Source organism: Pseudomonas sp. B19125 (assembly GCF_044218855.1).
GTDB lineage: Bacteria > Pseudomonadota > Gammaproteobacteria > Pseudomonadales > Pseudomonadaceae > Aquipseudomonas > Aquipseudomonas edaphica.
On the sequence record NZ_CP162589.1, the window covers coordinates 4,970,570 to 4,991,203 of the forward strand.

General features: G+C 60.8%; 18 protein-coding genes. 11 read left to right on the forward strand and 7 right to left on the reverse strand.

Annotated features, from left to right (window positions below; genetic code table 11):
* Positions 1-166 precede the first annotated feature (166 nt).
* The 3 genes from AB4P96_RS22450 to AB4P96_RS22460 form a co-directional block, all read right to left on the reverse strand.
* Entirely contained in the window at positions 167-1,825 is a 1,659-nt protein-coding gene (locus tag AB4P96_RS22450) for a cation acetate symporter (RefSeq protein WP_017134442.1), read from the reverse strand.
* Positions 1,822-2,133 (reverse strand): DUF485 domain-containing protein, encoded by a 312-nt coding sequence (locus tag AB4P96_RS22455; RefSeq protein ID WP_017134441.1) that lies wholly within the window; start codon positions 2,131-2,133, stop codon positions 1,822-1,824. The genes AB4P96_RS22450 and AB4P96_RS22455 overlap by 4 nt, the downstream gene beginning before the upstream one ends.
* Before the next feature lie 231 nt (positions 2,134-2,364).
* Positions 2,365-3,216 (reverse strand): glycine betaine ABC transporter substrate-binding protein, encoded by an 852-nt coding sequence (locus AB4P96_RS22460; protein ID WP_017136250.1) that lies wholly within the window; start codon positions 3,214-3,216, stop codon positions 2,365-2,367.
* Between the two features lie 332 nt (positions 3,217-3,548).
* On the opposite strand from AB4P96_RS22460, the gene AB4P96_RS22465 reads away from it, so the two are divergent.
* Complete coding sequence (locus tag AB4P96_RS22465) at positions 3,549-5,102, forward strand: glycosyl hydrolase family 17 protein (protein WP_186617343.1); 1,554 nt, start codon at positions 3,549-3,551, stop codon at positions 5,100-5,102.
* Positions 5,103-5,215: 113 nt separating this feature from the next.
* Here AB4P96_RS22465 and AB4P96_RS22470 read toward each other — a convergent pair whose 3' ends face one another.
* A complete protein-coding gene (locus AB4P96_RS22470) occupies positions 5,216-5,584 on the reverse strand; it encodes a hypothetical protein (protein WP_099549028.1) in 369 nt (122 codons plus the stop codon).
* 235 nt (positions 5,585-5,819) lie between these two features.
* On the opposite strand from AB4P96_RS22470, the gene AB4P96_RS22475 reads away from it, so the two are divergent.
* Positions 5,820-7,118, forward strand: a complete 1,299-nt coding sequence (locus AB4P96_RS22475; protein WP_017136247.1) for a serine protein kinase PrkA — start codon at positions 5,820-5,822, stop codon at positions 7,116-7,118.
* Complete coding sequence (locus tag AB4P96_RS22480; protein WP_017136246.1) at positions 7,111-7,899, forward strand: VacJ family lipoprotein; 789 nt, start codon at positions 7,111-7,113, stop codon at positions 7,897-7,899. Before AB4P96_RS22475 ends, AB4P96_RS22480 begins: the two co-directional genes overlap by 8 nt.
* A gap of 29 nt (positions 7,900-7,928) precedes the next feature.
* Here the strand turns inward: AB4P96_RS22480 and AB4P96_RS22485 are convergent, their stop codons facing one another.
* Both AB4P96_RS22485 and AB4P96_RS22490 read right to left on the reverse strand, forming a co-directional pair.
* A complete protein-coding gene (locus tag AB4P96_RS22485) occupies positions 7,929-9,926 on the reverse strand; it encodes an FUSC family protein (RefSeq protein WP_186617341.1) in 1,998 nt (665 codons plus the stop codon).
* Positions 9,927-9,991: 65 nt separating this feature from the next.
* Complete coding sequence (locus tag AB4P96_RS22490) at positions 9,992-10,897, reverse strand: DUF808 domain-containing protein (RefSeq protein WP_017136244.1); 906 nt, start codon at positions 10,895-10,897, stop codon at positions 9,992-9,994.
* 133 nt (positions 10,898-11,030) lie between these two features.
* Between AB4P96_RS22490 and AB4P96_RS22495 the strand changes: the two genes are divergently transcribed.
* Both AB4P96_RS22495 and AB4P96_RS22500 read left to right on the forward strand, forming a co-directional pair.
* Positions 11,031-11,636: a TetR/AcrR family transcriptional regulator gene (locus tag AB4P96_RS22495; RefSeq protein ID WP_017136243.1), complete on the forward strand. Its 606-nt coding sequence runs from the start codon at positions 11,031-11,033 to the stop codon at positions 11,634-11,636.
* A gap of 210 nt (positions 11,637-11,846) precedes the next feature.
* The gene (locus AB4P96_RS22500; protein ID WP_099549031.1) at positions 11,847-12,305 is read left to right on the forward strand and encodes a transposase; all 459 of its coding nucleotides are present in this window, start codon (positions 11,847-11,849) and stop codon (positions 12,303-12,305) included.
* A 127-nt stretch (positions 12,306-12,432) separates the two neighbouring features.
* Here the strand turns inward: AB4P96_RS22500 and AB4P96_RS22505 are convergent, their stop codons facing one another.
* Positions 12,433-12,873, reverse strand: coding sequence for a heme-binding protein (locus AB4P96_RS22505; RefSeq protein ID WP_056857113.1), 441 nt, complete (start codon positions 12,871-12,873; stop codon positions 12,433-12,435).
* 256 nt (positions 12,874-13,129) lie between these two features.
* Here AB4P96_RS22505 and gcl point away from each other — a divergent pair, with 256 nt between their 5' ends.
* The 6 genes from gcl to AB4P96_RS22535 all read left to right on the forward strand — a co-directional run bounded on the left by gcl (position 13,130) and on the right by AB4P96_RS22535 (position 20,634).
* Entirely contained in the window at positions 13,130-14,905 is a 1,776-nt protein-coding gene (gene gcl, locus AB4P96_RS22510; RefSeq protein ID WP_017136240.1) for a glyoxylate carboligase, read from the forward strand.
* Between the two features lie 10 nt (positions 14,906-14,915).
* Positions 14,916-15,698, forward strand: coding sequence for a hydroxypyruvate isomerase (hyi, locus tag AB4P96_RS22515; RefSeq protein ID WP_017136239.1), 783 nt, complete (start codon positions 14,916-14,918; stop codon positions 15,696-15,698).
* Between the two features lie 180 nt (positions 15,699-15,878).
* On the forward strand, positions 15,879-16,769 hold the full coding sequence (locus tag AB4P96_RS22520) for a 2-hydroxy-3-oxopropionate reductase (RefSeq protein WP_026013623.1): 891 nt from the start codon (positions 15,879-15,881) through the stop codon (positions 16,767-16,769).
* 168 nt (positions 16,770-16,937) lie between these two features.
* Complete coding sequence (locus tag AB4P96_RS22525) at positions 16,938-18,218, forward strand: glycerate kinase (protein ID WP_236460858.1); 1,281 nt, start codon at positions 16,938-16,940, stop codon at positions 18,216-18,218.
* A complete protein-coding gene (gene pyk / locus AB4P96_RS22530; RefSeq protein WP_170039950.1) occupies positions 18,208-19,623 on the forward strand; it encodes a pyruvate kinase in 1,416 nt (471 codons plus the stop codon). Before AB4P96_RS22525 ends, pyk begins: the two co-directional genes overlap by 11 nt.
* 138 nt (positions 19,624-19,761) lie before the next feature.
* The gene (locus tag AB4P96_RS22535; RefSeq protein ID WP_169985739.1) at positions 19,762-20,634 is read left to right on the forward strand and encodes an urea transporter; all 873 of its coding nucleotides are present in this window, start codon (positions 19,762-19,764) and stop codon (positions 20,632-20,634) included.

A 20,634-nucleotide genomic window follows, 5' to 3' on the forward strand; every position in this document is an offset into this window, starting at 1 on the left:
AGAGCGTCCATGGCTGTATTCCCACGCAGAGCATGGGAACGATCGGCGTAGAGGCACTTTATTGATGCAAGCGTTGAGAAACTGTTTTGTGAAATCCGTTACCAATAAAAGCAAAAAAATGCCCCGATCTCACGACCGGGGCATTTTTTTGTAACCGTTACAAATATTAGTGATTAACCGCTCCGCTTGCCCCCAAGCCAGTCTGCGAACGCACAAACTGCGGGAAGTACAGCGCACGCTCTTTTTCTGCCGCCGCCGACTTGTCAGTGATGGAGAAGAACCAGATGCCGACGAACGCAATGATCATCGAGAACAGCGCCGGGTATTCGTAAGGGAAGATCGCTTTTTCATGGTGCAGGATCGACACCCAGATGGTCGGGCCAAGGATCATCAGGCCGACGGCACTGATCAAGCCCAGCCAGCCGCCAATCATGGCGCCACGGGTGGTGAGGTTTTTCCAGTACATGGAAAGCAGCAGCACCGGGAAGTTACAGCTGGCAGCAATCGAGAACGCCAGGCCGACCATGAACGCGATGTTCTGGCTTTCGAACAGGATACCCAGGCCGATCGCCAACACGCCCAACGCCACGGTGGTGATCTTCGACACGCGAATCTCATCTTTCTCGTTGGCCTTGCCCTTCTTGATCACACTGGCGTACAGGTCATGGGACACCGCCGAAGCACCGGCCAGGGTCAAACCGGCAACCACTGCCAGGATGGTGGCAAACGCCACGGCCGAGATGAAGCCGAGGAAAATGCTGCCACCCACCGCGTTGGCCAGGTGCACCGCCGCCATGTTGTTACCGCCGAGCAAGGCACCTGCAGCATCCTTGAACGCCGGGTTGGTGCTCACCAGCAGGATCGCGCCAAAGCCGATGATAAACGTCAGGATATAGAAGTAGCCGATGAAACCGGTGGCATACAGCACGCTCTTACGCGCTTCCTTGGCGTCACTGACGGTGAAGAAGCGCATCAGGATGTGCGGCAGGCCGGCCGTACCGAACATCAGCGCCAGGCCCAGCGAGAATGCCGAAATCGGATCTTTCACCAAGCCGCCGGGACTCATGATCGCCTCACCTTTAGGGTGAACCTTGATCGCCTCGGAAAACAGCATGTTGAAGTCGAAGTTGACGTGCTTCATCACCATCAACGCCATGAACGAAGCACCGGACAGCAACAGCACCGCCTTGATGATTTGCACCCAAGTGGTTGCCAGCATGCCGCCAAACAGCACATACATGCACATCAGGATACCCACCAGGATCACCGCTACGTGGTAGTCCAGACCGAACAGCAGCTGAATCAGCTTGCCCGCCCCTACCATTTGCGCGATCAGGTAGAACGCCACCACCACCAGCGAGCCACAGGCCGACAGACTGCGGATCTGGGTTTGCCCCAGGCGATAGGACGCCACGTCGGCAAAGGTGTACTTGCCCAGGTTACGCAGGCGCTCGGCGATCAGGAACAGAATGATCGGCCAGCCCACCAGGAAGCCGATCGAGTAGATCAGGCCATCGTAGCCGGAGGTGAACACCAGCGCGGAAATCCCCAGGAAGGACGCCGCCGACATGTAGTCGCCGGCAATCGCCAGGCCGTTCTGGAAACCGGTGATCTTGCCGCCGGCCGCATAGTAGTCGGCCGCCGACTTGTTGCGTTTGGACGCCCAGTAGGTGATGCACAACGTCGCGCCGACGAAGACCACGAACATCAGGATCGCTGCAACGTTCAGCGGTTGTTTGTGCACTTCACCGGTCAATGCATCCGCCGCCCAAACGGCGGGCGCAAAGACCGAAGCGCCAAGTACAGCCAATAGACGACGGATCATTGCGCAGCCTCCTTGAGAATCGCATTGTTCAGGTCGTCGAATTCGCCGTTGGCGCGTCGTACATAGATGCCGGTGAGGACAAAGGCCGAGACAATCAGGCCGACCCCTATGGGGATGCCCCAGGTGATGGATGAGCCGGGGCTGAGTTTGGCCCCCAGTATTTGTGGCCCGTAGGCAATCAACAGGATGAAAGCGGAGTAAAGCCCTAGCATGATCGCCGAGAGAATCCAGGCGAACCTTTCCCTTTTTCTGACCAGCTCCTTGAAACGCGGGCTGTTTTGAATCGAGAGGTAAATGCTGTCGTTCATTGTTTTTATCCTCGCAGCACAGCTTTTTATTATTTTGGAACATATCCACTGTATGCGGCTGCGGAACAGGTTCCAGACGACCTTAGTAGTAGAGGGAGTGTAGCGAGGGTTTACGGGCGTGCGAGGCTAATGTGGGAGCGGGCTTGCCCGCGATGGCGGTGTATCAGTCAAAACATCTGTGACTTATACGCCGCCATCGCGGGCAAGCCCGCTCCCACAAGGGTTAGTGCTTTATTTTGCGGTCCACTCGGCGACACGTTCAGGGTGCTTGGCGACCCAATCCTTGGCCGCGGCATCAGGCTTGGCGCCCTCTTGAATTGCCAGCATCACTTCGCCGATTTCGTCCTTGGAGGCCCACTGGAATTTCTTCAAGAAAGCGGCGACTTCCGGCGCTTTCTTCTCCAGGCCCTTGCTGCCGATGCTGTTGACGGTCTCAGCAGCACCATAAATCCCTTTTGGGTCGTCCAGAAAGCGCAGTTTCCACTTGGCGAACATCCAGTGCGGCACCCAGCCGGTCACCGCAATGGATTCCTGCTTGTCTTCGGCACGGGTCAGCTCGGCGATCATCGCAGCGCCCGAACTGGCTTGCAGTTTGTAGTCCAGGCCATAGGCCTTGATGGCTTCGTCGGTCTTGAGCATCACGCCTGAACCGGCGTCGATGCCGACGATCTTGTTCTTGAAGGTGGTGTCGGTCTTGAGGTCTTCGATGGACTTGGCTTTAACGTACTCCGGCACGATCAGGCCAATTTTGGCATCCTTGAAGTTGGGGCCGTAGTCGACCACCTTGTCCTTGTTCTTGGTCCAGTATTCACCGTGAGTCACGGGCAGCCAGGCGGAGAGCATGGCGTCGAGTTTGCCGGTAGCTACGCCCTGCCACATGATCCCGGTGGCGACCGCTTGCAGTTTCACGTCGTAACCGAGTTTTTCCCTGATCACCTCGGCTGCCACATGGGTCGTGGCAACGCTGTCGGACCAACCATCTACATAGCCGATGCTCAGGGTTTTGCTGTCGGCGCTGGCCAGTGTGGAGCCCATCGCAACTACCAGAGTGGCAGCTGCGCCCAAGAGTCGTCGCATCTTCATAATACTTCCCCGAAAGTGCTGCGCTCGGCGGATGCCGAGCGACGTCAACCTGTTGTTATAGGGTGCATCGCGCCCCCTTCACGCGCGTCGATCACGGTGGTGCGCCGCCAGTGGAGTGCTGACACTTCGATCATCAACCTGCCGGGGCCTTGGACCTGCTCTGTCAGCGACCTCGGGTAAGCAAGAAACGACATCACATCGCCAGCAGGACAGTTCTTAGGACTTGGCGTCAATTTCCCGCCCGAACTTTGCATGTCTAAATTATGCAGCCCCACTGGGACGGGCTAAATCCGGGTAAGATGCGCGCCTTTGCTCCCCCAGATAAGCTGACCATGCCCGCGACTGCCCGCTTTCCTGCCCTGCCCTATTTCTGCGCCTTGATCCTCGGCGTGCTTGCCCTCGTCGGCTATTGGTACGGCCTTGGCCGACCGGTGGTGTTGCCGGATGTGGCCAGTGCCAGCCACAAGATGCAATGCGCGTCCTACACGCCGTTCGACAAGGACCAGTCGCCGTTCGACCAGCCGTTCAAACTGCGCCCTGAGCGCATGGACGCCGACCTGGCGCTGCTGGCCACCCGTTTTGAATGCATCCGCACTTATTCCATGACCGGCCTGGAAGCCCTGCCTGGCATGGCGCGCAAGCATGGTTTGAAGGTGATGGCCGGCGCTTGGGTCAGCAGTGACCCGGTGGCCACCGAAAAAGAAATCAAAGAACTGATTGCTGCTGCCAATGCCAACCCCGATGTGGTCACTTCGGTGATCGTCGGTAACGAGGCCCTGCTGCGCAAGGAAGTCACCGCCAAGCAGTTGGTGACGCTGATCCATCAGGTCAAAAGCCAGATCAAGCAGCCGGTCACTTATGCCGATGTGTGGGAGTTCTGGCTGCAACACCCGGAAATCGCCCCGGCGGTGGATTTCCTGACCATTCACCTGCTGCCCTACTGGGAAGATGACCCGTCGGGCATCGACCAGGCCCTCAAGCATGTTGGGGATGTGCGCCAGACCTTTGGCAACAAATTCGCCCCTAAAGATGTGCTGATCGGCGAGACCGGCTGGCCCAGCGAAGGCCGCCAGCGCGAAACCGCGGTGCCGAGCCGGGTCAACGAGGCCAAGTTCATGCGTGGTTTTGTGGCCATGGCCGAGGCCAATGGCTGGCGCTACAACCTGATCGAAGCGTTTGACCAGCCGTGGAAACGCGCCAGCGAAGGTGCAGTCGGTGGTTACTGGGGCTTGTTTGACGCCGACCGCCAGGACAAGGGCATCCTTGCCGGGCCGGTGAGTAACGTGCCGTATTGGCCGCTGTGGCTGGGCATCGGCGGCCTGATTCTGCTGGGCACTCTGGCACTGGGCGGTCGGGTGCGCAGCGCGCGTGCCGCATTCATGCTGCCATTACTCGGCGTAGTGGCCGCCTGCTCCATTGGCACCTGGGCCGAGCTGACCCGTGTCACAGCACGTTTCAACGATGAATGGGTGTGGGCGGGCTTACTGGTGGTGTTGAACCTGTTGGTACTTGCCCATGCCGCGCTGGCTTTAAGCGCTCGGGAAGCTTGGCGGGAACGCGCCTTCACTTGGCTGGAGCAACGCGCAGGTTGGCTGGTGGCAATTGCCGGGTTCGCCGGTGCAGTGATGATGCTGGCGCTGGTGTTTGACCCGCGCTATCGCAGCTTCCCAAGTGCGGCACTGGTATTGCCGGCACTGGTTTACCTGGTTCGCCCGGTCACCGGCCCGCGTCGGGAGATTGCGCTGCTGGCCTTCATTATTGGCGCCGGCATTGCGCCGCAGCTGTATCGCGAAGGCTTGCTGAACCAGCAGGCGTGGGGTTGGGCGGTGGTCAGCGGGTTGATGGTTGTAGCGTTGTGGCGTTGCTTGCGGGTGCGCAAAGCTTAAAAATGCTATCGCAGGCAAGCCAGCTCCCACATTCGACCGCATTCCATGGGATGCACCCAATCTAATGTGGGAACTGGCTTGTCGAATCGTCGCACCGCTGCGATGAGGCTCTATCAGACGCCCCGAGGCTTCCTGACCAACCGCAACCCCGCAATCACCACCGCAAACACCGCAAACGTGGTGTTATACAACGCCAGTGCCGGCAACCCGAACACCATCCCCAACACCGCCAAACCCCAGCCCGCTCGCCCCGGCACAAAAAACGCCAGCACCGACGTGACCAATGCGGCCCAGCCCAATACCTTGAAGTGAATCATCAGCCCCAGGTTCGAGCGCAACTGGCATTCCCAGCGGCTGGCCTCGTCAACGCAGACCCCCACCCACTGGCCATCTTCCATAAACCCGTAACGGGCGCCATAACTGGCGGCCAACCATAACGGCAGGGCAATAAGCAGCAGGATCAGTGGCAAACGACGGGACATGGGGTACTCCGATAGGCAAAAACGGCGCTCAGCTTAATGCGCCGGCAGCCGTTAGCAAGGCGCATACACACAATTAGTGTTCATCAATGCATGGCAACGTGTATCTTCTGGCTACTATTACCCCGATTCCGTGGTTTTTTCCGACTTTTAGTGCCGAGGGCTGGCACTTCGGTGGCAACGCGGTGGTCATAGCCTGCGAACTTCATTCAGCACGTTTCCTCTTAGGGATTAAGTCATGCTCCGTTCCTTGCGCTGCGCTGCCTTGCTGGGCAGCCTATTTTTGAGTGCGTCAGCACTGGCCGTCGATATCGACCCAGCCAGCTATGGCTACCCTTTGACCAACCCGTTCGAAGCGACTATCGCCACCACTCCGCCGAATCTGCGCCCGCAATTGCCGAGCGACGACGAGATCAACCAGTCCGACTACAGCCTGACCATGCGCCCTGAGCGCCAGTTCAGCCTGCCGGACAACTTCTGGGCGGTGAAGAAACTCACCTACCGCATCGCCAAGCAAGACCACGCCGCACCGCTGATTTTCCTGATTTCCGGCACCGGTGCGCGGTATGACAGCAGCATCAACGAATACCTCAAAAAGCTCTATTACAAAGCCGGCTACCACGTGGTCCAGTTGTCCTCGCCCACCAGCTTCGACTTCATCGCCGCGGCTTCGCGCTTCGCCACTCCCGGCATTACCCAGGAAGACGCCGAAGACATGTACCGCGTGATGCAGGCGGTGCGCGCGCAGAACTCCACGCTGCCGGTGACCGACTACTACCTCTCCGGCTACAGCCTGGGCGCTTTGGACGCGGCATTTGTGAGCAAGCTCGACGAGACCCGCCGCAGCTTCAACTTCAAGAAAGTGCTGCTGCTCAACCCGCCGGTCAACCTCTACACCTCGATCACCAACCTCGACAAGCTGGTACAGACCGAGGTCAAGGGCATCAACAACACCACCACGTTTTATGAGCTGGTGCTGAGCAAGCTGACCCGTTACTTCCAGCAAAAAGGCTACATCGACCTCAACGATGCCCTGCTCTACGACTTCCAGCAGTCCAAGCAGCACTTGACCAACGAACAGATGGCGATGCTGATCGGCACCTCGTTCCGCTTCTCGGCGGCCGACATTGCCTTCACCTCGGACCTGATCAACCGTCGCGGCCTGATCATCCCGCCGAAATACCCGATCACCGAAGGCACCAGCCTCACGCCGTTCCTCAAGCGTGCGCTGCAATGCGATTTCGACTGCTACCTCACCGAACAAGTGATCCCGATGTGGCGCGCGCGCTCCGACGGCGGCAGCCTGCTGCAACTGATCGATCAGGTCAGCCTGTATGCCCTCAAGGACTACCTGCACGACAGCCCGAAAATTGCCGTGATGCACAACGCCGACGACTTGATCCTCGGCCCTGGCGACCTGGGTTTCCTGCGTAAAACCTTCGGCGATCGCTTGACCGTCTACCCGTTGGGCGGCCACTGCGGCAACCTCAATTACCGCGTCAACGCCGACGCCATGCTGGAGTTCTTCCGTGGCTAAATATCTTCTGCTGCTTGCCGCCTTGATGTGCGCAGGCGTGGCCAATGCCGACAACAGCAAGGCCCACGAGCCGGTCAAAGTCGGCGCCGACGGCTTCAAGGAACCGCTGACCAAACTCAAGTTCAACCCGGGCCTGGACCAGCGTGAATTCGAGCGTTCATCACTGACGGCACTTAACGTCTATGACCCGCTGGAGTCGTGGAACCGCCGCGTGTACCACTTCAACTACCGCTTCGACCAATGGGTGTTCCTGCCGGTGGTCAACGGCTACACCTACGTCACTCCCAGCTTCCTGCGTACCGGTGTGAGCAACTTCTTCAACAACCTGGGCGATGTGCCCAACCTGGTGAACAGCCTGTTGCAACTCAAGGGCCACCGCTCCCTGGAAACCACCGGGCGCCTGCTGCTCAACACCACCATCGGCATCGCCGGCCTGTGGGACCCGGCCACCGCCATGGGCCTGCCGCGCCAGAGCGAAGACTTCGGCCAGACCCTGGGCTTCTACGGCGTCCCTGGCGGCGCCTACCTGGTGCTGCCGATCTTCGGGCCCTCGAACCTGCGTGACACTACCGGCCTGATCGTCGACTACGGCGCCGAGACCGAGATCAACTTCCTCAACGTCTCCAAGGTCAGCGAAAACCACCCGGAAATCTGGGCTTTGCGCGCCGTCGACAAGCGCTACCAGACCAGCTTCCGCTACGGTCAGATGAACTCGCCGTTTGAGTATGAAAAGGTGCGCTACATCTATACCGAGTCGCGCAAGTTGCAGATCGCCGAGTAACCTCCCTGCAGGAGCTGGTTCGCCAGCTCCTACTGCTCAACGCCCCGTTGACACCATTTCTGCCAGGTAAACCGCAACTGCAGCACCGCCGCCCTGGCCATCTCCCGATCCTGCTCCGTCAACCCCGACGGCTGCTCAAGTGCTTGAAGCAGTGCAGCACTTGGCCCATCCAGCATCCCCGCCGTTGCCAAGCCTGGCCCCGCGTGCCTGAGTATCACCGCCAACTGCCGCAGATAATTATCACGCTCGCCAGCCAAGGCGCCCTGGCTGCCCGCAAGGCTTGCACGCAACTCCAGCAACTCATCACCCAGGTCCAACCCGAGCAGGCCATTATCCCAATGGGTACGACGCTCGGCGGGCAAGGTTTGGCTGTAGCGTGACAGGCGAATCAAGCGATCGGCCATGCGCCCGCCAAACCAGCTCTCGGCTTGCTCCAGAGGGCGCGAAGTCAACTGCGCCAAATCGAACAACGAAGCCTTGAACATACGCCGGTAGTGTCGCTCGCCAGGGTTGAGCTGGATCAGGCGAAACACCAGCACTGCAATGCCGACGCCCACCAGGGTCGCGATAGCTTTGTTGAGAAAGGCGGCGATGTCGTAGCTCATGAGGTTGCTGGGCCCGACGTTGTTGACGAAAAAGATGCAAAACGCCGAGGCTGTGGCGGCCAGCTTTACCCGGCTCATGCACAGCGAGGCGAAAAACAACGGCACGCCCAACGCCACGCATAACAGCGCGAAAGCATCAAACCCGGGCAACAAGGCAAAGCGCACAAAGCCGGCTATCGGGATCGACAGCGCAATGCCCTTGAGAAAATTGAGGCCCGACGCAGAAGGGTTTTCCCGCGCGGCAAACAGGCTCAAGACCACGCCGCTGATCGACACTGCACCCAGGCCCGACGGCCAGTCGGTAAAAATCCAGAATGCCGCAACGGCCAGAAACGCCAAGGCACTGCGCAGCCCACCGAGCACGCCTTGCTCGATATCCCGATGCCAGGACAGGGCGCCTGGCGCACCGGGCGGCACCCTGCCAGCTTCGACGGCCGCCAGGGTCAATGCGCCCACATCGATCAAGCGCAGCACCTCGGCCAATTGCACCAGGCAAAAGTGCGCCTCCGCGCTCAAACCTGGATCACCCAGCGCCAACCTCAGGCGCTGCGAGAGTGCAGGCAGCGCATCGGGCCGCTCTTGCTGTAGCGTCGCGGCCACCTCGTCCACCCAAGGCGCCACGCGGGTCGCATCTTCCAGCATCAGTCGCTGCCGTGCCACGCCGCGGGCCGCGCGCAAGAGTCCCAGCAAGTCCCGGCTCAGCACCCGCAGCGCCTGGGATCTGCGCCGGCCCTTGGGGCCTTCGAACCAGGCATGGTCACGCTGGGCATCAACTGCAACCAAACGGCCCAGTGCTTCGAGCAACCCCTTGCGCTGATCGGTGCCCAGCAGCTCCGACGCCGCGGCGCGCAGGCCCGCCTGCCAGGCCGCACGGCCTTGAACCGCCAGCGTCTGCTCAACCCGGCGCGGCCATAAAATCGTGCTGGCGATAGACGCGCAGAGAATCCCCAGGCTGATTTCCTGGCAACGGGCTACCGCCTCATCGAAAACCCCAAGCGGCGCCGCAGTCGCAGGCAGCGCGATAATCGCCGTGGTGTAGCCCGCCAGCACAAACCCATAAGAGGCGTGATTGCGCAGCAACGACGCGCCTGTGGTGCAAAACGCCAACCACAACGCCATGCACAGTAGAAACAACAAAGGCGCTTGGCCGAAGACAGCAATCATCACCACCGAAGCCGCCGCGCCCACAAACGTGCCCAGTAACCGATAGGCACCCTTGGCCAAGACCATGCCGCTGGTGGACTGGCCGACGATAAATACCGTGGTCAGCGCCCATTGCGGCTGCTGCAAGTCCAAGCAAAAGGCCAGATACAACGCGACCCCGCCGGCGATCATGTTGCGCAACGCAAACAGCAGATCGTCCCGCGAGGGCGCCAGGGTGGCTTGCCAGAAGTCAGGCAGTTGAAACGTGGAAAGCTTCATTCAGCGAACACATAGATAGCTAGCTAATGATTAGCATAGTATCTATATACCCGCCGAATGCCAATCTAGCGTTTCAGCGCGCGCCACACTTTGCCTACCAGTGAAACCACGGCCAGCACCAGCGCCCCGGCAATAATCCCGGCCACTGCGTTGAGCAACGTAGGCATCAACCACGCCGCCGCGCCGACACTCTGGCTGAGCGTCTCGATCCAGTGATGCACCGCCGGCACGCCATGGGTGAGTATGCCGCCGCCGACCATGAACATCGCCGCTGTGCCGATCACCGACAGACTTTTCATCATGTAAGGCGCGGCGCGCAAGATCGCCCCACCGATACTGCGAGCCGCCTGGCCGGGCTTTTGCGTCAGCCACAGACCCAGGTCATCGAGCTTGACGATACCGGCCACCAGCCCGTACACGCCAATGGTCATGACAATGGCGATGCCCGACAGCACTATCACTTGCTGCATCAAAGGCGCATCCGCAACGGTACCCAGGGTGATGGCGATGATTTCCGCCGAGAGGATGAAATCGGTGCGAATTGCACCTTTGATCTTGTCCTTCTCAAATGCCACCAAGTCAGTCGCCGGATCAGCCACGGCTTCAACCAGGTGAGCCTGTTCTTCGGTGCGTTTATGCAAGAAGGTGTGCGCAAGCTTCTCAAAGCCTTCAAAACACAAATAGGCGCCGCCGAGCATCAACAGCGGCGTGACCGCCCACGGCGCAAAGGCGCTGATCAGCAATGCCGCCGGCACCAGGATCAGTTTGTTGACAAACGACCCCTTGGCCACCGCCCACACCACAGGGATTTCCCGCTCGGCGCGCACGCCGGAAACCTGCTGGGCGTTGAGTGCCAAGTCATCGCCCAGCACGCCGGCGGTCTTCTTGGCGGCCATTTTGGTCATCAGCGCAACGTCATCGAGTACGGCGGCGATATCGTCGATCAATACCAACAAGCTGCTTCCTGCCATCAATCGGGCTTCCATAAGAATGAGAAACGCCGAGCATAGCGCGGCGCAAAGCTTTACGGGCGCATTCTTGAGGCTCGCGGATAGCCGGTGCTACCATGCACAACCGCCGATCTGGCAAGGAAACTCCTGGTTTATGAGCACCATTCGCGAGCGCAATAAAGAAAAGATCCTGCGGGCGGCCAGCGAGGAGTTTGCCGACAAGGGCTTCGCCGCGACCAAAACCAGCGACATCGCCGCCAAGGCCGGGCTGCCCAAGCCCAACGTCTATTACTACTTCAGGTCCAAGGACAACCTCTACCGAGAGGTGCTCGAAAGCATTATCGAGCCGATCCTGGCCGCCTCCACACCGTTCAACCCCGAGGGCGAGCCGTCGGTGGTGCTGAGCAACTACATCCGCTCGAAAATCCGCATCTCCCGCGATTTGCCGTTTGCATCCAAGGTGTTTGCCAGCGAAATCATGCACGGCGCCCCGCACCTGAGCCCCGAGCAGATCGAGCAGCTCAACGCCCAGGCCAAGCACAACATCAACTGCATCCAAAGCTGGGTAGATCGCGGCCTGATCGCCGCCATAGACCCCAACCACCTGATGTTCAGCATCTGGGCGGCGACGCAGACCTATGCCGATTTTGACTGGCAGATATCGGCGGTGACCGGCAAAGCCAAGCTGGATGAGGCGGATTATGAGGCGGCGGCGCAAACGATTATTCGGTTGGTGTTGAAGGGGTGTGAGTTGGGCTGATGGGCCGAGGTGCCGGTGCTATTCGCGAGCAAGCCCGCTCCCACATTTTGATCCGCGCGAGACATAAATTGTATTAACACCGCAGACCCCATGTGGGAGCGGGCTTGCTCGCGAAAGCGCCCATCCAGACACATCCTGCCAAAAGCCTGCCGATCAGCGTCAGCCACCGAGATCTAGCCTCTCAGAACCCATCTGAAGAGAGGCCATGGAATGCCTGATCTAGCGACTTCACACCGCCTGCGCATCGGGCGGTTCAGCGAACCGAACCGCGTCTACCTGATCACCACCAACACCCAGGAGCGAGTCCCACTATTCGGCGACTTTCACCTCGGCCGCCTGGTGGTCTGGCAGTTCAGACTGGCCCAATACCAAGGCCTGGCTAATTCATTGGCCTGGGTGGTGATGCCAGACCATTTCCACTGGCTGATCGAACTGCAAAAAGGCTCGTTGGGGGATTTGATGTGTCAGGTGAAATCCAAAAGTACGCGATCGGTGAATGGTGCAACCGGGCGCAAGGGCCGGCTTTGGCAAACCGGTTTTCATGATCGGGCACTGCGCAGGGAGGATGATTTGGTAAAAATGGCCAGGTATGTGGTGGCCAATCCACTGCGAGCAGGGTTGGTAGAGCGGATTGGCGACTATCCGTTGTGGGATGCGATTTGGGTTTAAAGCCAAGACCGGGTCGCCGCCTTCGCGAGCAAGCCCGCTCCCACACTTGACCGAGTTCCACCTTTGGAATGCAGCCAAGTGTGGGAGCGGGCTTGCTCGCGAAGAGGCCCTTACAGTCACCACAGAATCAAGCAGAAACCCCCGCATCTGCCAACAACCCCACCCCCTCAATCGCCGTAATCGCGCACTGCTCATCGATATCCGAGGTATCGCCGCTGATCCCGATCGCCCCCAGCACCAGCCCGTCATGATTGCGAATCAACACCCCACCCGGTGCCGGCACCACGCTGCCCTGCCCCAGGCTGTTCAACGCGGCGATAAACGCCGGGCGCTGCTGTGCGTCCAGCGCCAGCAGGCGCGAGCCCTTGCCCAGTGCAATCGCGCCCCAGGCCTTGCCGATGGCGATTTGTGGGCGCAGCAGGCTGGCGCCGTCTTCGCGTTGCAGGGTGATCAAGTGGCCGCCGCTGTCGAGCACCGCGATGGTCAGCGGCGCAGCCGAGATCGTGCGGCCTGCGGTGAGGGCCTGGCTGGCGAGTTGGGTGGCAAGTTTCAAGGTTAAAGCGCTCATGGTGCCGTCCTTCTTTTGTTATTGGGAATGCGGTGGAGGTCTGTTTGATCAGATGCTCGATCAAACAAATAGAACACAATGACATTTATTTTTGTATACAATATTTTCGCACAAAGGCTCCACACGTCGAAAAAAGTGCTTCCGACGAACGCCATGGCCACTTTGCAAAATGCATTGACCTTCGCCGCTCGCCGTGAATACACTTTGTCCAGACACCACTTGTATACAATTACAAAACGCAAGAGGCACCAAAACCATGAGCAAAATGAGAGCAATCGAAGCCGCCGTCCTGGTAATGCGCCGTGAAGGCGTGGACACCGCCTTCGGTATCCCGGGCGCCGCGATCAACCCGCTGTATTCGGCCTTGCAGAAGGTCGGTGGCATCGATCACGTCCTTGCTCGCCACGTTGAAGGCGCCTCGCACATGGCCGAGGGCTACACCCGCACCAAGGCCGGCAATATCGGCGTGTGCATCGGTACTTCCGGCCCGGCGGGCACCGACATGGTCACCGGCCTGTACAGCGCCTCGGCCGACTCGATCCCGATTCTGTGCATCACCGGCCAGGCCCCACGTGCACGGATGCACAAGGAAGACTTCCAGGCCGTGGATATCACCAGCATCGTCAAGCCGGTGACCAAGTGGGCGACCACTGTTCTGGAGCCCGGCCAAGTGCCCTACGCGTTCCAGAAAGCCTTCTATGAAATGCGCTCCGGCCGCCCTGGCCCGGTGCTGATCGACCTGCCGTTCGACGTGCAGATGGCCGAGATCGAATTCGATATCGACGCCTACCAGCCACTGCCGCTGGCCAAGCCCTTGGCTACGCGCATCCAGGTGGAAAAAGCCCTGGCGCTGCTGGATGCGGCCGAACGCCCCTTGCTGGTCAGCGGTGGCGGCGTGATCAATGCCGACGCCAGCGAGTTGCTGGTTGAATTTGCTGAACTCACCGGCATCCCGGTGATCCCGACCCTGATGGGCTGGGGCACGATCCCGGACGATCACCCGCTGATGGTGGGCATGGTCGGCCTGCAAACCTCGCACCGCTATGGCAACGCAACGATGCTCAAGTCGGACGTGGTGCTGGGCATCGGCAACCGCTGGGCCAACCGCCACACTGGTTCGGTGGAGGTATACACCGAAGGCCGCAAGTTCATTCACGTCGACATCGAACCGACGCAGATTGGCCGCGTGTTCACGCCGGACCTGGGCATAGTGTCCGACGCCGGTTCTGCGCTGACGATGTTCATTGAAGTGGCCCGCGAGTGGAAAGCCGCCGGCAAGCTCAAGGATCGCAGCGCCTGGCTGCATGACTGCCAGCAGCGCAAGGCCACCCTGCACCGCAAGACCCACTTCGACAACGTGCCGGTCAAGCCGCAACGCGTGTACGAAGAGATGAACCAGGTGTTCGGCAAAGACACCTGCTACGTCAGCACCATCGGCCTGTCGCAGATTGCCGGCGCGCAATTCCTGCACGTGTACAAACCACGCCACTGGATCAACTGCGGCCAGGCCGGCCCCTTGGGCTGGACCATTCCGGCGGCACTCGGCGTGGTCAAGGCCGACCCGAGCCGCAAAGTGGTGGCGTTGTCGGGCGACTATGACTTCCAGTTCATGATCGAAGAGCTGGCGGTGGGCGCGCAGTTCAAGCTGCCGTACATCCACGTAGTGGTGAACAACTCCTACCTGGGCCTGATTCGCCAGGCCCAGCGCGGGTTTGAGATGGACTACTGCGTGCAGCTGTCCTTCGACAACCTCAACGCCCCGGAACTTAACGGGTATGGCGTTGACCACGTCGCTGTCGCCGAAGGCTTGGGTTGCAAGGCGCTGCGCGTATTCGAGCCGGGCCAGATCCAGCCGGCGTTGCGCAAGGCGCAGGAAATGATCGAAGAATTCAAGGTTCCGGTGATTGTTGAGATTATTCTGGAACGCGTGACCAATATTTCCATGGGCACCGAGATCAACGCCGTCAACGAATTCGAAGATCTGGCCCTGGTCGGCAACGACGCGCCGACTGCCATTTCCCTGCTCGATTAAGGAGAACCCTATGCCGCGTTTTGCCGCCAACCTGTCCATGCTGTTTACCGAGCAGGACTTTCTCGCCCGTTTCAAAGCGGCCGCCGACGCCGGCTTCCAGGGTGTGGAATACCTGTTCCCGTACGAGTTCAGCTCCGCCGAGATCAAGGCGCAGTTGGATGCCAACGGCCTGACCCAAGTGCTGTTCAACCTGCCGGCCGGTGACTGGGCCAAGGGCGAGCGCGGTTTGGCGTGCCACCCGGATCGGGTCGAGGAGTTCCGTGCCGGGGTCAAGCTGGCCATCGCCTACGCCCAGGTGCTGGGCAATACCCAGATCAACTGCCTGGCCGGGATTCGCCCCGCCGGTGTGGATGACGAAACCGTAGAAAAGACCTTTGTCGCCAACCTCAAGTACGCTGCCGACAAGCTGCAAGCGGCGGGCATCAAGCTGGTGATGGAGATGATCAACACCCGCGACATCCCGGGTTTCTACCTGAACAACACGGCGCAGGCCCTGTCGATTCGCGAGCAGGTGGGCAGCGCCAACCTGTTCCTGCAATACGACATCTACCACATGCAAATCATGGAAGGCGACCTGGCCCGAACCATGGCCGCGCACCTGGGTGAGATCAACCACATCCAGTTGGCCGACAACCCTGGGCGTAACGAGCCGGGGACCGGGGAGATCAACTATCGCTTCCTGTTCGAGCATCTGGATCGGATTGGTTACACCGGTTGGGTCGGCTGTGAGTACAAGCCGCTGACCACCACCGAAGCGGGACTGGGTTGGCTCAAGACCCATAACGCCATCTGACTGACACAACACAACAACACAACAGAATGTGGGAGCTGGCTTGCCTGCGATGCAGACACTGCGGTGTATCAGGCAAAACCGGGTGATGCCATCGCAGGCAAGCCAGCTCCCACATTTGGATCTTCAGTGTTTGGTGGACCGTGTCCGCCCTGCACCTAGAATAAAAAGAGGATGTTGATCATGGCTAAAATCGGATTTATCGGCACCGGCATCATGGGCCAACCCATGGCCGCCAACCTGCAAAAGGCCGGCCACCAACTGTTCCTGTCCGAGCATCACGGCAAGGCGCCCGAAGCCCTGATCGCGGCGGGTGCCGTGGCCCTGGCCAACCCGCAGCAAGTCGCCCAGGAAGCCGAGTTCATCATTGTGATGGTGCCCGACACCCCACAGGTGGACGACGTGCTGTTCCGCGCCGACGGTGTTGCCGCCGGCCTGTCACCCAACAAAGTAGTGATCGACATGAGTTCGATCTCCCCCACCGCCACCAAGGCCTTTGCCGCCAAGATCAATGCAACCGGCGCGCAATACCTCGACGCGCCTGTGTCCGGCGGTGAAGTCGGCGCCAAGGCCGGCACCTTGAGCATCATGATCGGTGGCGAGCCGCAGACGTTCGAACGCGCCCTGCCGCTGTTCCAGGCCATGGGCAAGAACATCACCCTGGTCGGCGGCAATGGCGATGGCCAGACCGCCAAGGTGGCGAATCAGATCATCGTCGCGCTGAACATCCAGGCAGTGGCCGAAGCACTGCTGTTCGCCTCCAAAAACGGCGCCGACCCGGCCAAGGTGCGCGAAGCGCTGATGGGCGGGTTTGCTTCGTCGAAGATCCTGGAAGTGCATGGCGAGCGCATGATCAAGGGCACCTTTGATCCGGGCTTCCGTATCAACCTGCACCAGAAAGACCTCAACCTGGCGCTGGCCGGGGCCAAGGAGCTGGGGATCAACCTGCCGAACACGGCTGGCACGCAGCAGGTGTTCAGCACCTGCACGGCGATTGGTGGCGGCAATTGGGACCACTCGGCGCTGATCAAAGGGTTGGAGCATATGGCGAATTTTTCGATTCGCGATAAGTAATTCGATTTGAAATGCAGGCCAATGTGGGAGCTGGCTTGCCTGCGATAGCGGTCTTTCAGTTAGACATTCATTGCCTGGTACACCGCTATCGCAGGCAAGCCAGCTCCCACATTTTGATCCCGTTTCAAGTCTTAACTCTAATAACAAGAATCCCCCGGGAGCCCGCTTATGTCGGTCGATCCGCAACACCTGCTTCGCGAGCTGTTTGCCACAGCCATCGACGCCGCCCACCCCCGGCAAGTCCTTGAACCTTATCTGCCCGCCGACCGCAGCGGCCGTGTAATCGTGATCGGCGCCGGCAAAGCCGCGGCCGCCATGGCGCTGGTGGTCGAGAACTGCTGGCAGGGCGAAGTCTCGGGCCTGGTGGTCACCCGTTACGGCCACGGCGCACCGTGCAAGAAAATCGAAGTGGTCGAGGCCGCACACCCGGTGCCCGATGCGGCCGGCCTGGCCGTCGCCAAGCGCGTGCTGGAACTGATCAGCAACCTCACCGAAGACGACCGCGTGATCTTCCTGCTCTCCGGCGGTGGTTCGGCCTTGCTGGCCCTGCCCGCCGAAGGCATCACCCTGGCCGACAAACAAACCATCAATAAAGCCCTGCTCAAATCCGGCGCGACCATTGGCGAGATGAATTGCGTGCGCAAGCACCTCTCGGCCATCAAGGGCGGCCGGTTGGCCAAGGCCGCATGGCCGGCGACGGTGTACACCTACGCCATCTCGGATGTGCCGGGCGACCAGGCCACGGTGATCGCCTCCGGCCCCACCGTCGGCGACCCGAGCACCTCGCAGCAGGCCCTGGCGATTCTCAAGCGCTACGGCATTGAGGCGCCGGCTTCGGTGCGCAACTGGTTGCAGAACCCAGCCTCGGAAACCGTCAAACCCGGCGACCCGGTACTCGCGCGCAGCCACTTCCAATTGATCGCCCGCCCGCAGCAATCGCTGGAAGCGGTAGCGGTGAAAGTTCGCCAGGCCGGGTTCAGCCCGTTGATCCTCGGTGACCTCGAAGGTGAAGCACGCGACGTGGCCAAGGTACACGCCGGTATCGCCCGGCAAATCGTGCAGCACGGCCAACCCTTGGCCGCGCCGTGCGTGATTCTCTCGGGCGGTGAAACCACCGTCACCGTGCGCGGCAATGGCCGTGGCGGGCGTAATGCTGAATTCCTGCTGAGCCTGACCGACAGCCTCAAAGGCCTGCCCGGCGTGTACGCACTGGCCGGTGACACCGACGGCATCGACGGCTCCGAAGACAACGCCGGCGCAATCATGACCCCGTGCAGCTACCGCCGCGCCGAAGCCCTGGGCCTTAGCGCCAGCGACGAGCTGGACAACAACAATGGCTATGGCTACTTCGCCGCACTCGACGGTTTGATCGTCACCGAGCCGACCCGCACCAATGTCAATGACTTGCGCGCCATCCTGATTCTTGAGACTGCCAAACATGACGCCTGACAAGAAAGTCAAAATCCTCGCCACCCTCGGCCCGGCCACTGACGGCATCGATGACATCCGCGAGCTGGTGGAAGCCGGGGTGAATATCTTCCGGCTGAACTTCAGCCACGGCGAGCATGCCGACCACGCCCAGCGCTACCAGTGGATTCGCCAGGTGGAGCGCCAGCTCAACTACCCGCTGGGCATCCTCATGGACCTGCAAGGGCCGAAACTGCGGGTCGGGCGCTTTGCCGAGGGCAAAGTGCAACTGGTGCGCGGCCAGGCGCTGCGCCTGGACCTCGACCCGACTCCGGGCGATCAGCGCCGGGTCAACCTGCCCCATCCCGAGATTATCGCGGCGCTGGAGCCGGGCATGGACCTGCTGCTGGACGACGGCAAATTGCGCCTGCGCGTGATCACCAAACATGCCGACGCCATCGACACCACCGTGCTCAATGGCGGCGAGCTGTCCGACCGTAAAGGCGTGAATGTGCCGCAAGCGCTGCTGGAACTCAGCCCGCTGACCGCCAAGGACCGCCGCGACCTGAGCTTCGGCCTGGAGCTGGGCGTGGATTGGGTGGCGCTGTCGTTTGTGCAACGTCCGGAAGATATCCGCGAAGCCCGCGAACTGATCGGCGACAAGGCCTTCCTGATGGCCAAGATCGAAAAACCCTCAGCCGTGCTGCGCTTGCGGGAAATTGCCGAACTGAGCGACGCGATCATGGTGGCCAGAGGCGACCTGGGCGTGGAGGTGCCCGCCGAGAGCGTGCCGCAGATCCAGAAAGATATCATCAGCACTTGCCGCCAATTGGGTAAACCGGTGGTGGTGGCCACGCAGATGCTCGAATCCATGCGCTTCTCACCGGCACCGACCCGCGCCGAAGTGACCGACGTGGCCAACGCCGTGGCCGAAGGCGCGGACGCGGTGATGCTCTCGGCTGAAACCGCCTCGGGCGAATACCCGCTCGAAGCCGTACAGATGATGAGCAAGATCATCCGCCAAGTGGAAAACGGCCCGGATTACCAGACGCAACTGGATGTGAGCCGGCCCAAGGCGGATGCCACGGTGTCGGACGCCATCAGCTGCGCGATCCGGCGCATCAGCAGCATCCTGCCGGTGGCGGTGCTGGTGAACTACAGCGAGTCCGGCAGTTCCAGCTTGCGCGCGGCGCGGGAACGGCCGGTGGCGCCGATCCTCAACCTCACGCCGAACCTGTCCACGGCGCGGCGGCTGAGTGTGGCCTGGGGCGTGCATTCGGTGGTCAATGACCGGCTGCGCCAGGTCGATGAAGTGTGCTCGACGGCGCTGGAAATTGCCCAGGCGCAGGGCATGGCGCAGCGCGGGGACACCTTGGTGATTACGGCGGGAGTGCCGTTCGGGCAGCCGGGGTCGACCAATTCGTTGCGTATCGAGACGTTGATTTAGCGTCTGTAAGGGCCTCATCGCGGGCAAGCCCGGCTCCCACAGTTGATTGGGTTCACACCTCTTTATGTGTGAAAACAGCCAACTGTGGGAGCTGGCTTGCCTGCGATAAGGGCAACTCGGTCTCACTGACTAACCACCATGCACAACCCAACCTGCCCCGACTGGGCCGAAGCCCTGCTCAACGGCTTCAGCCAGATATTCCTGCAGCGCCAGCCGTTGTGCGGCCTGCTGTGCCTGTTGGCCATCCTGATCGGCGCCCCGGCCTTGCTCGGCGGGGCGTTGCTGGGCGGCCTCGCCGGTTTGCTCACGGCCCAGCGCCGGGGTTATCCCAAGGCAGAGCGCCAGGCCGGCCTGTATAGCTACAACGGCGTGCTGCTGGGTGTGTTGATCAGCCAGCACTTCGCCTGGTCTGCGTTGTTGCCGCCGTTGATCCTGGCGTGCGGCGGCCTGAGTGCGATGCTCACGCGGCTATGGTTGAAACATACCCATCACCCGGATGACTTGTCCGCGTACACCGCGCCCTTTGTCGGCCTGGGTTGGCTGTTGATCGGCAGCGCGCCTCAGCCTACGTTTGCCTTGGTCGAGCCCAACTTCTTTGCGATTGTCAGCGCGCCCTTTATTGGCCTTGCGCAAGTCATGCTGCTGGACCAACCACTGGCGGGAGTATTGATTGCCGTCGGCTTGTTGTTGGCCAACCGTCGCGCCGCCCTGTGGGCCTTGATCGGCGCTACTGCTGGCGTGCTGGTCGCTCTACTGCTCGACGAACCCGCCAGCGCCCTCCTCGGCCTGCACAGCTACAACCCGGCGCTGGCGGCACTGGCCTTGAGCCAGTCACGACGCCAGCCGTGGCTGCCACTGCTGGGCATCCTGCTGGCGATTATCCTCACACCCGGTTTTGCCACCCTGCACCTGCCCGCGTTGACTGCGCCGTTTATCCTCGCCTGCTGGCTGGTGCGCGCCACGCAGCGGATGTTCAAAGCCCGCGTGGACAGCCCGTTCGAATCCCCCTAG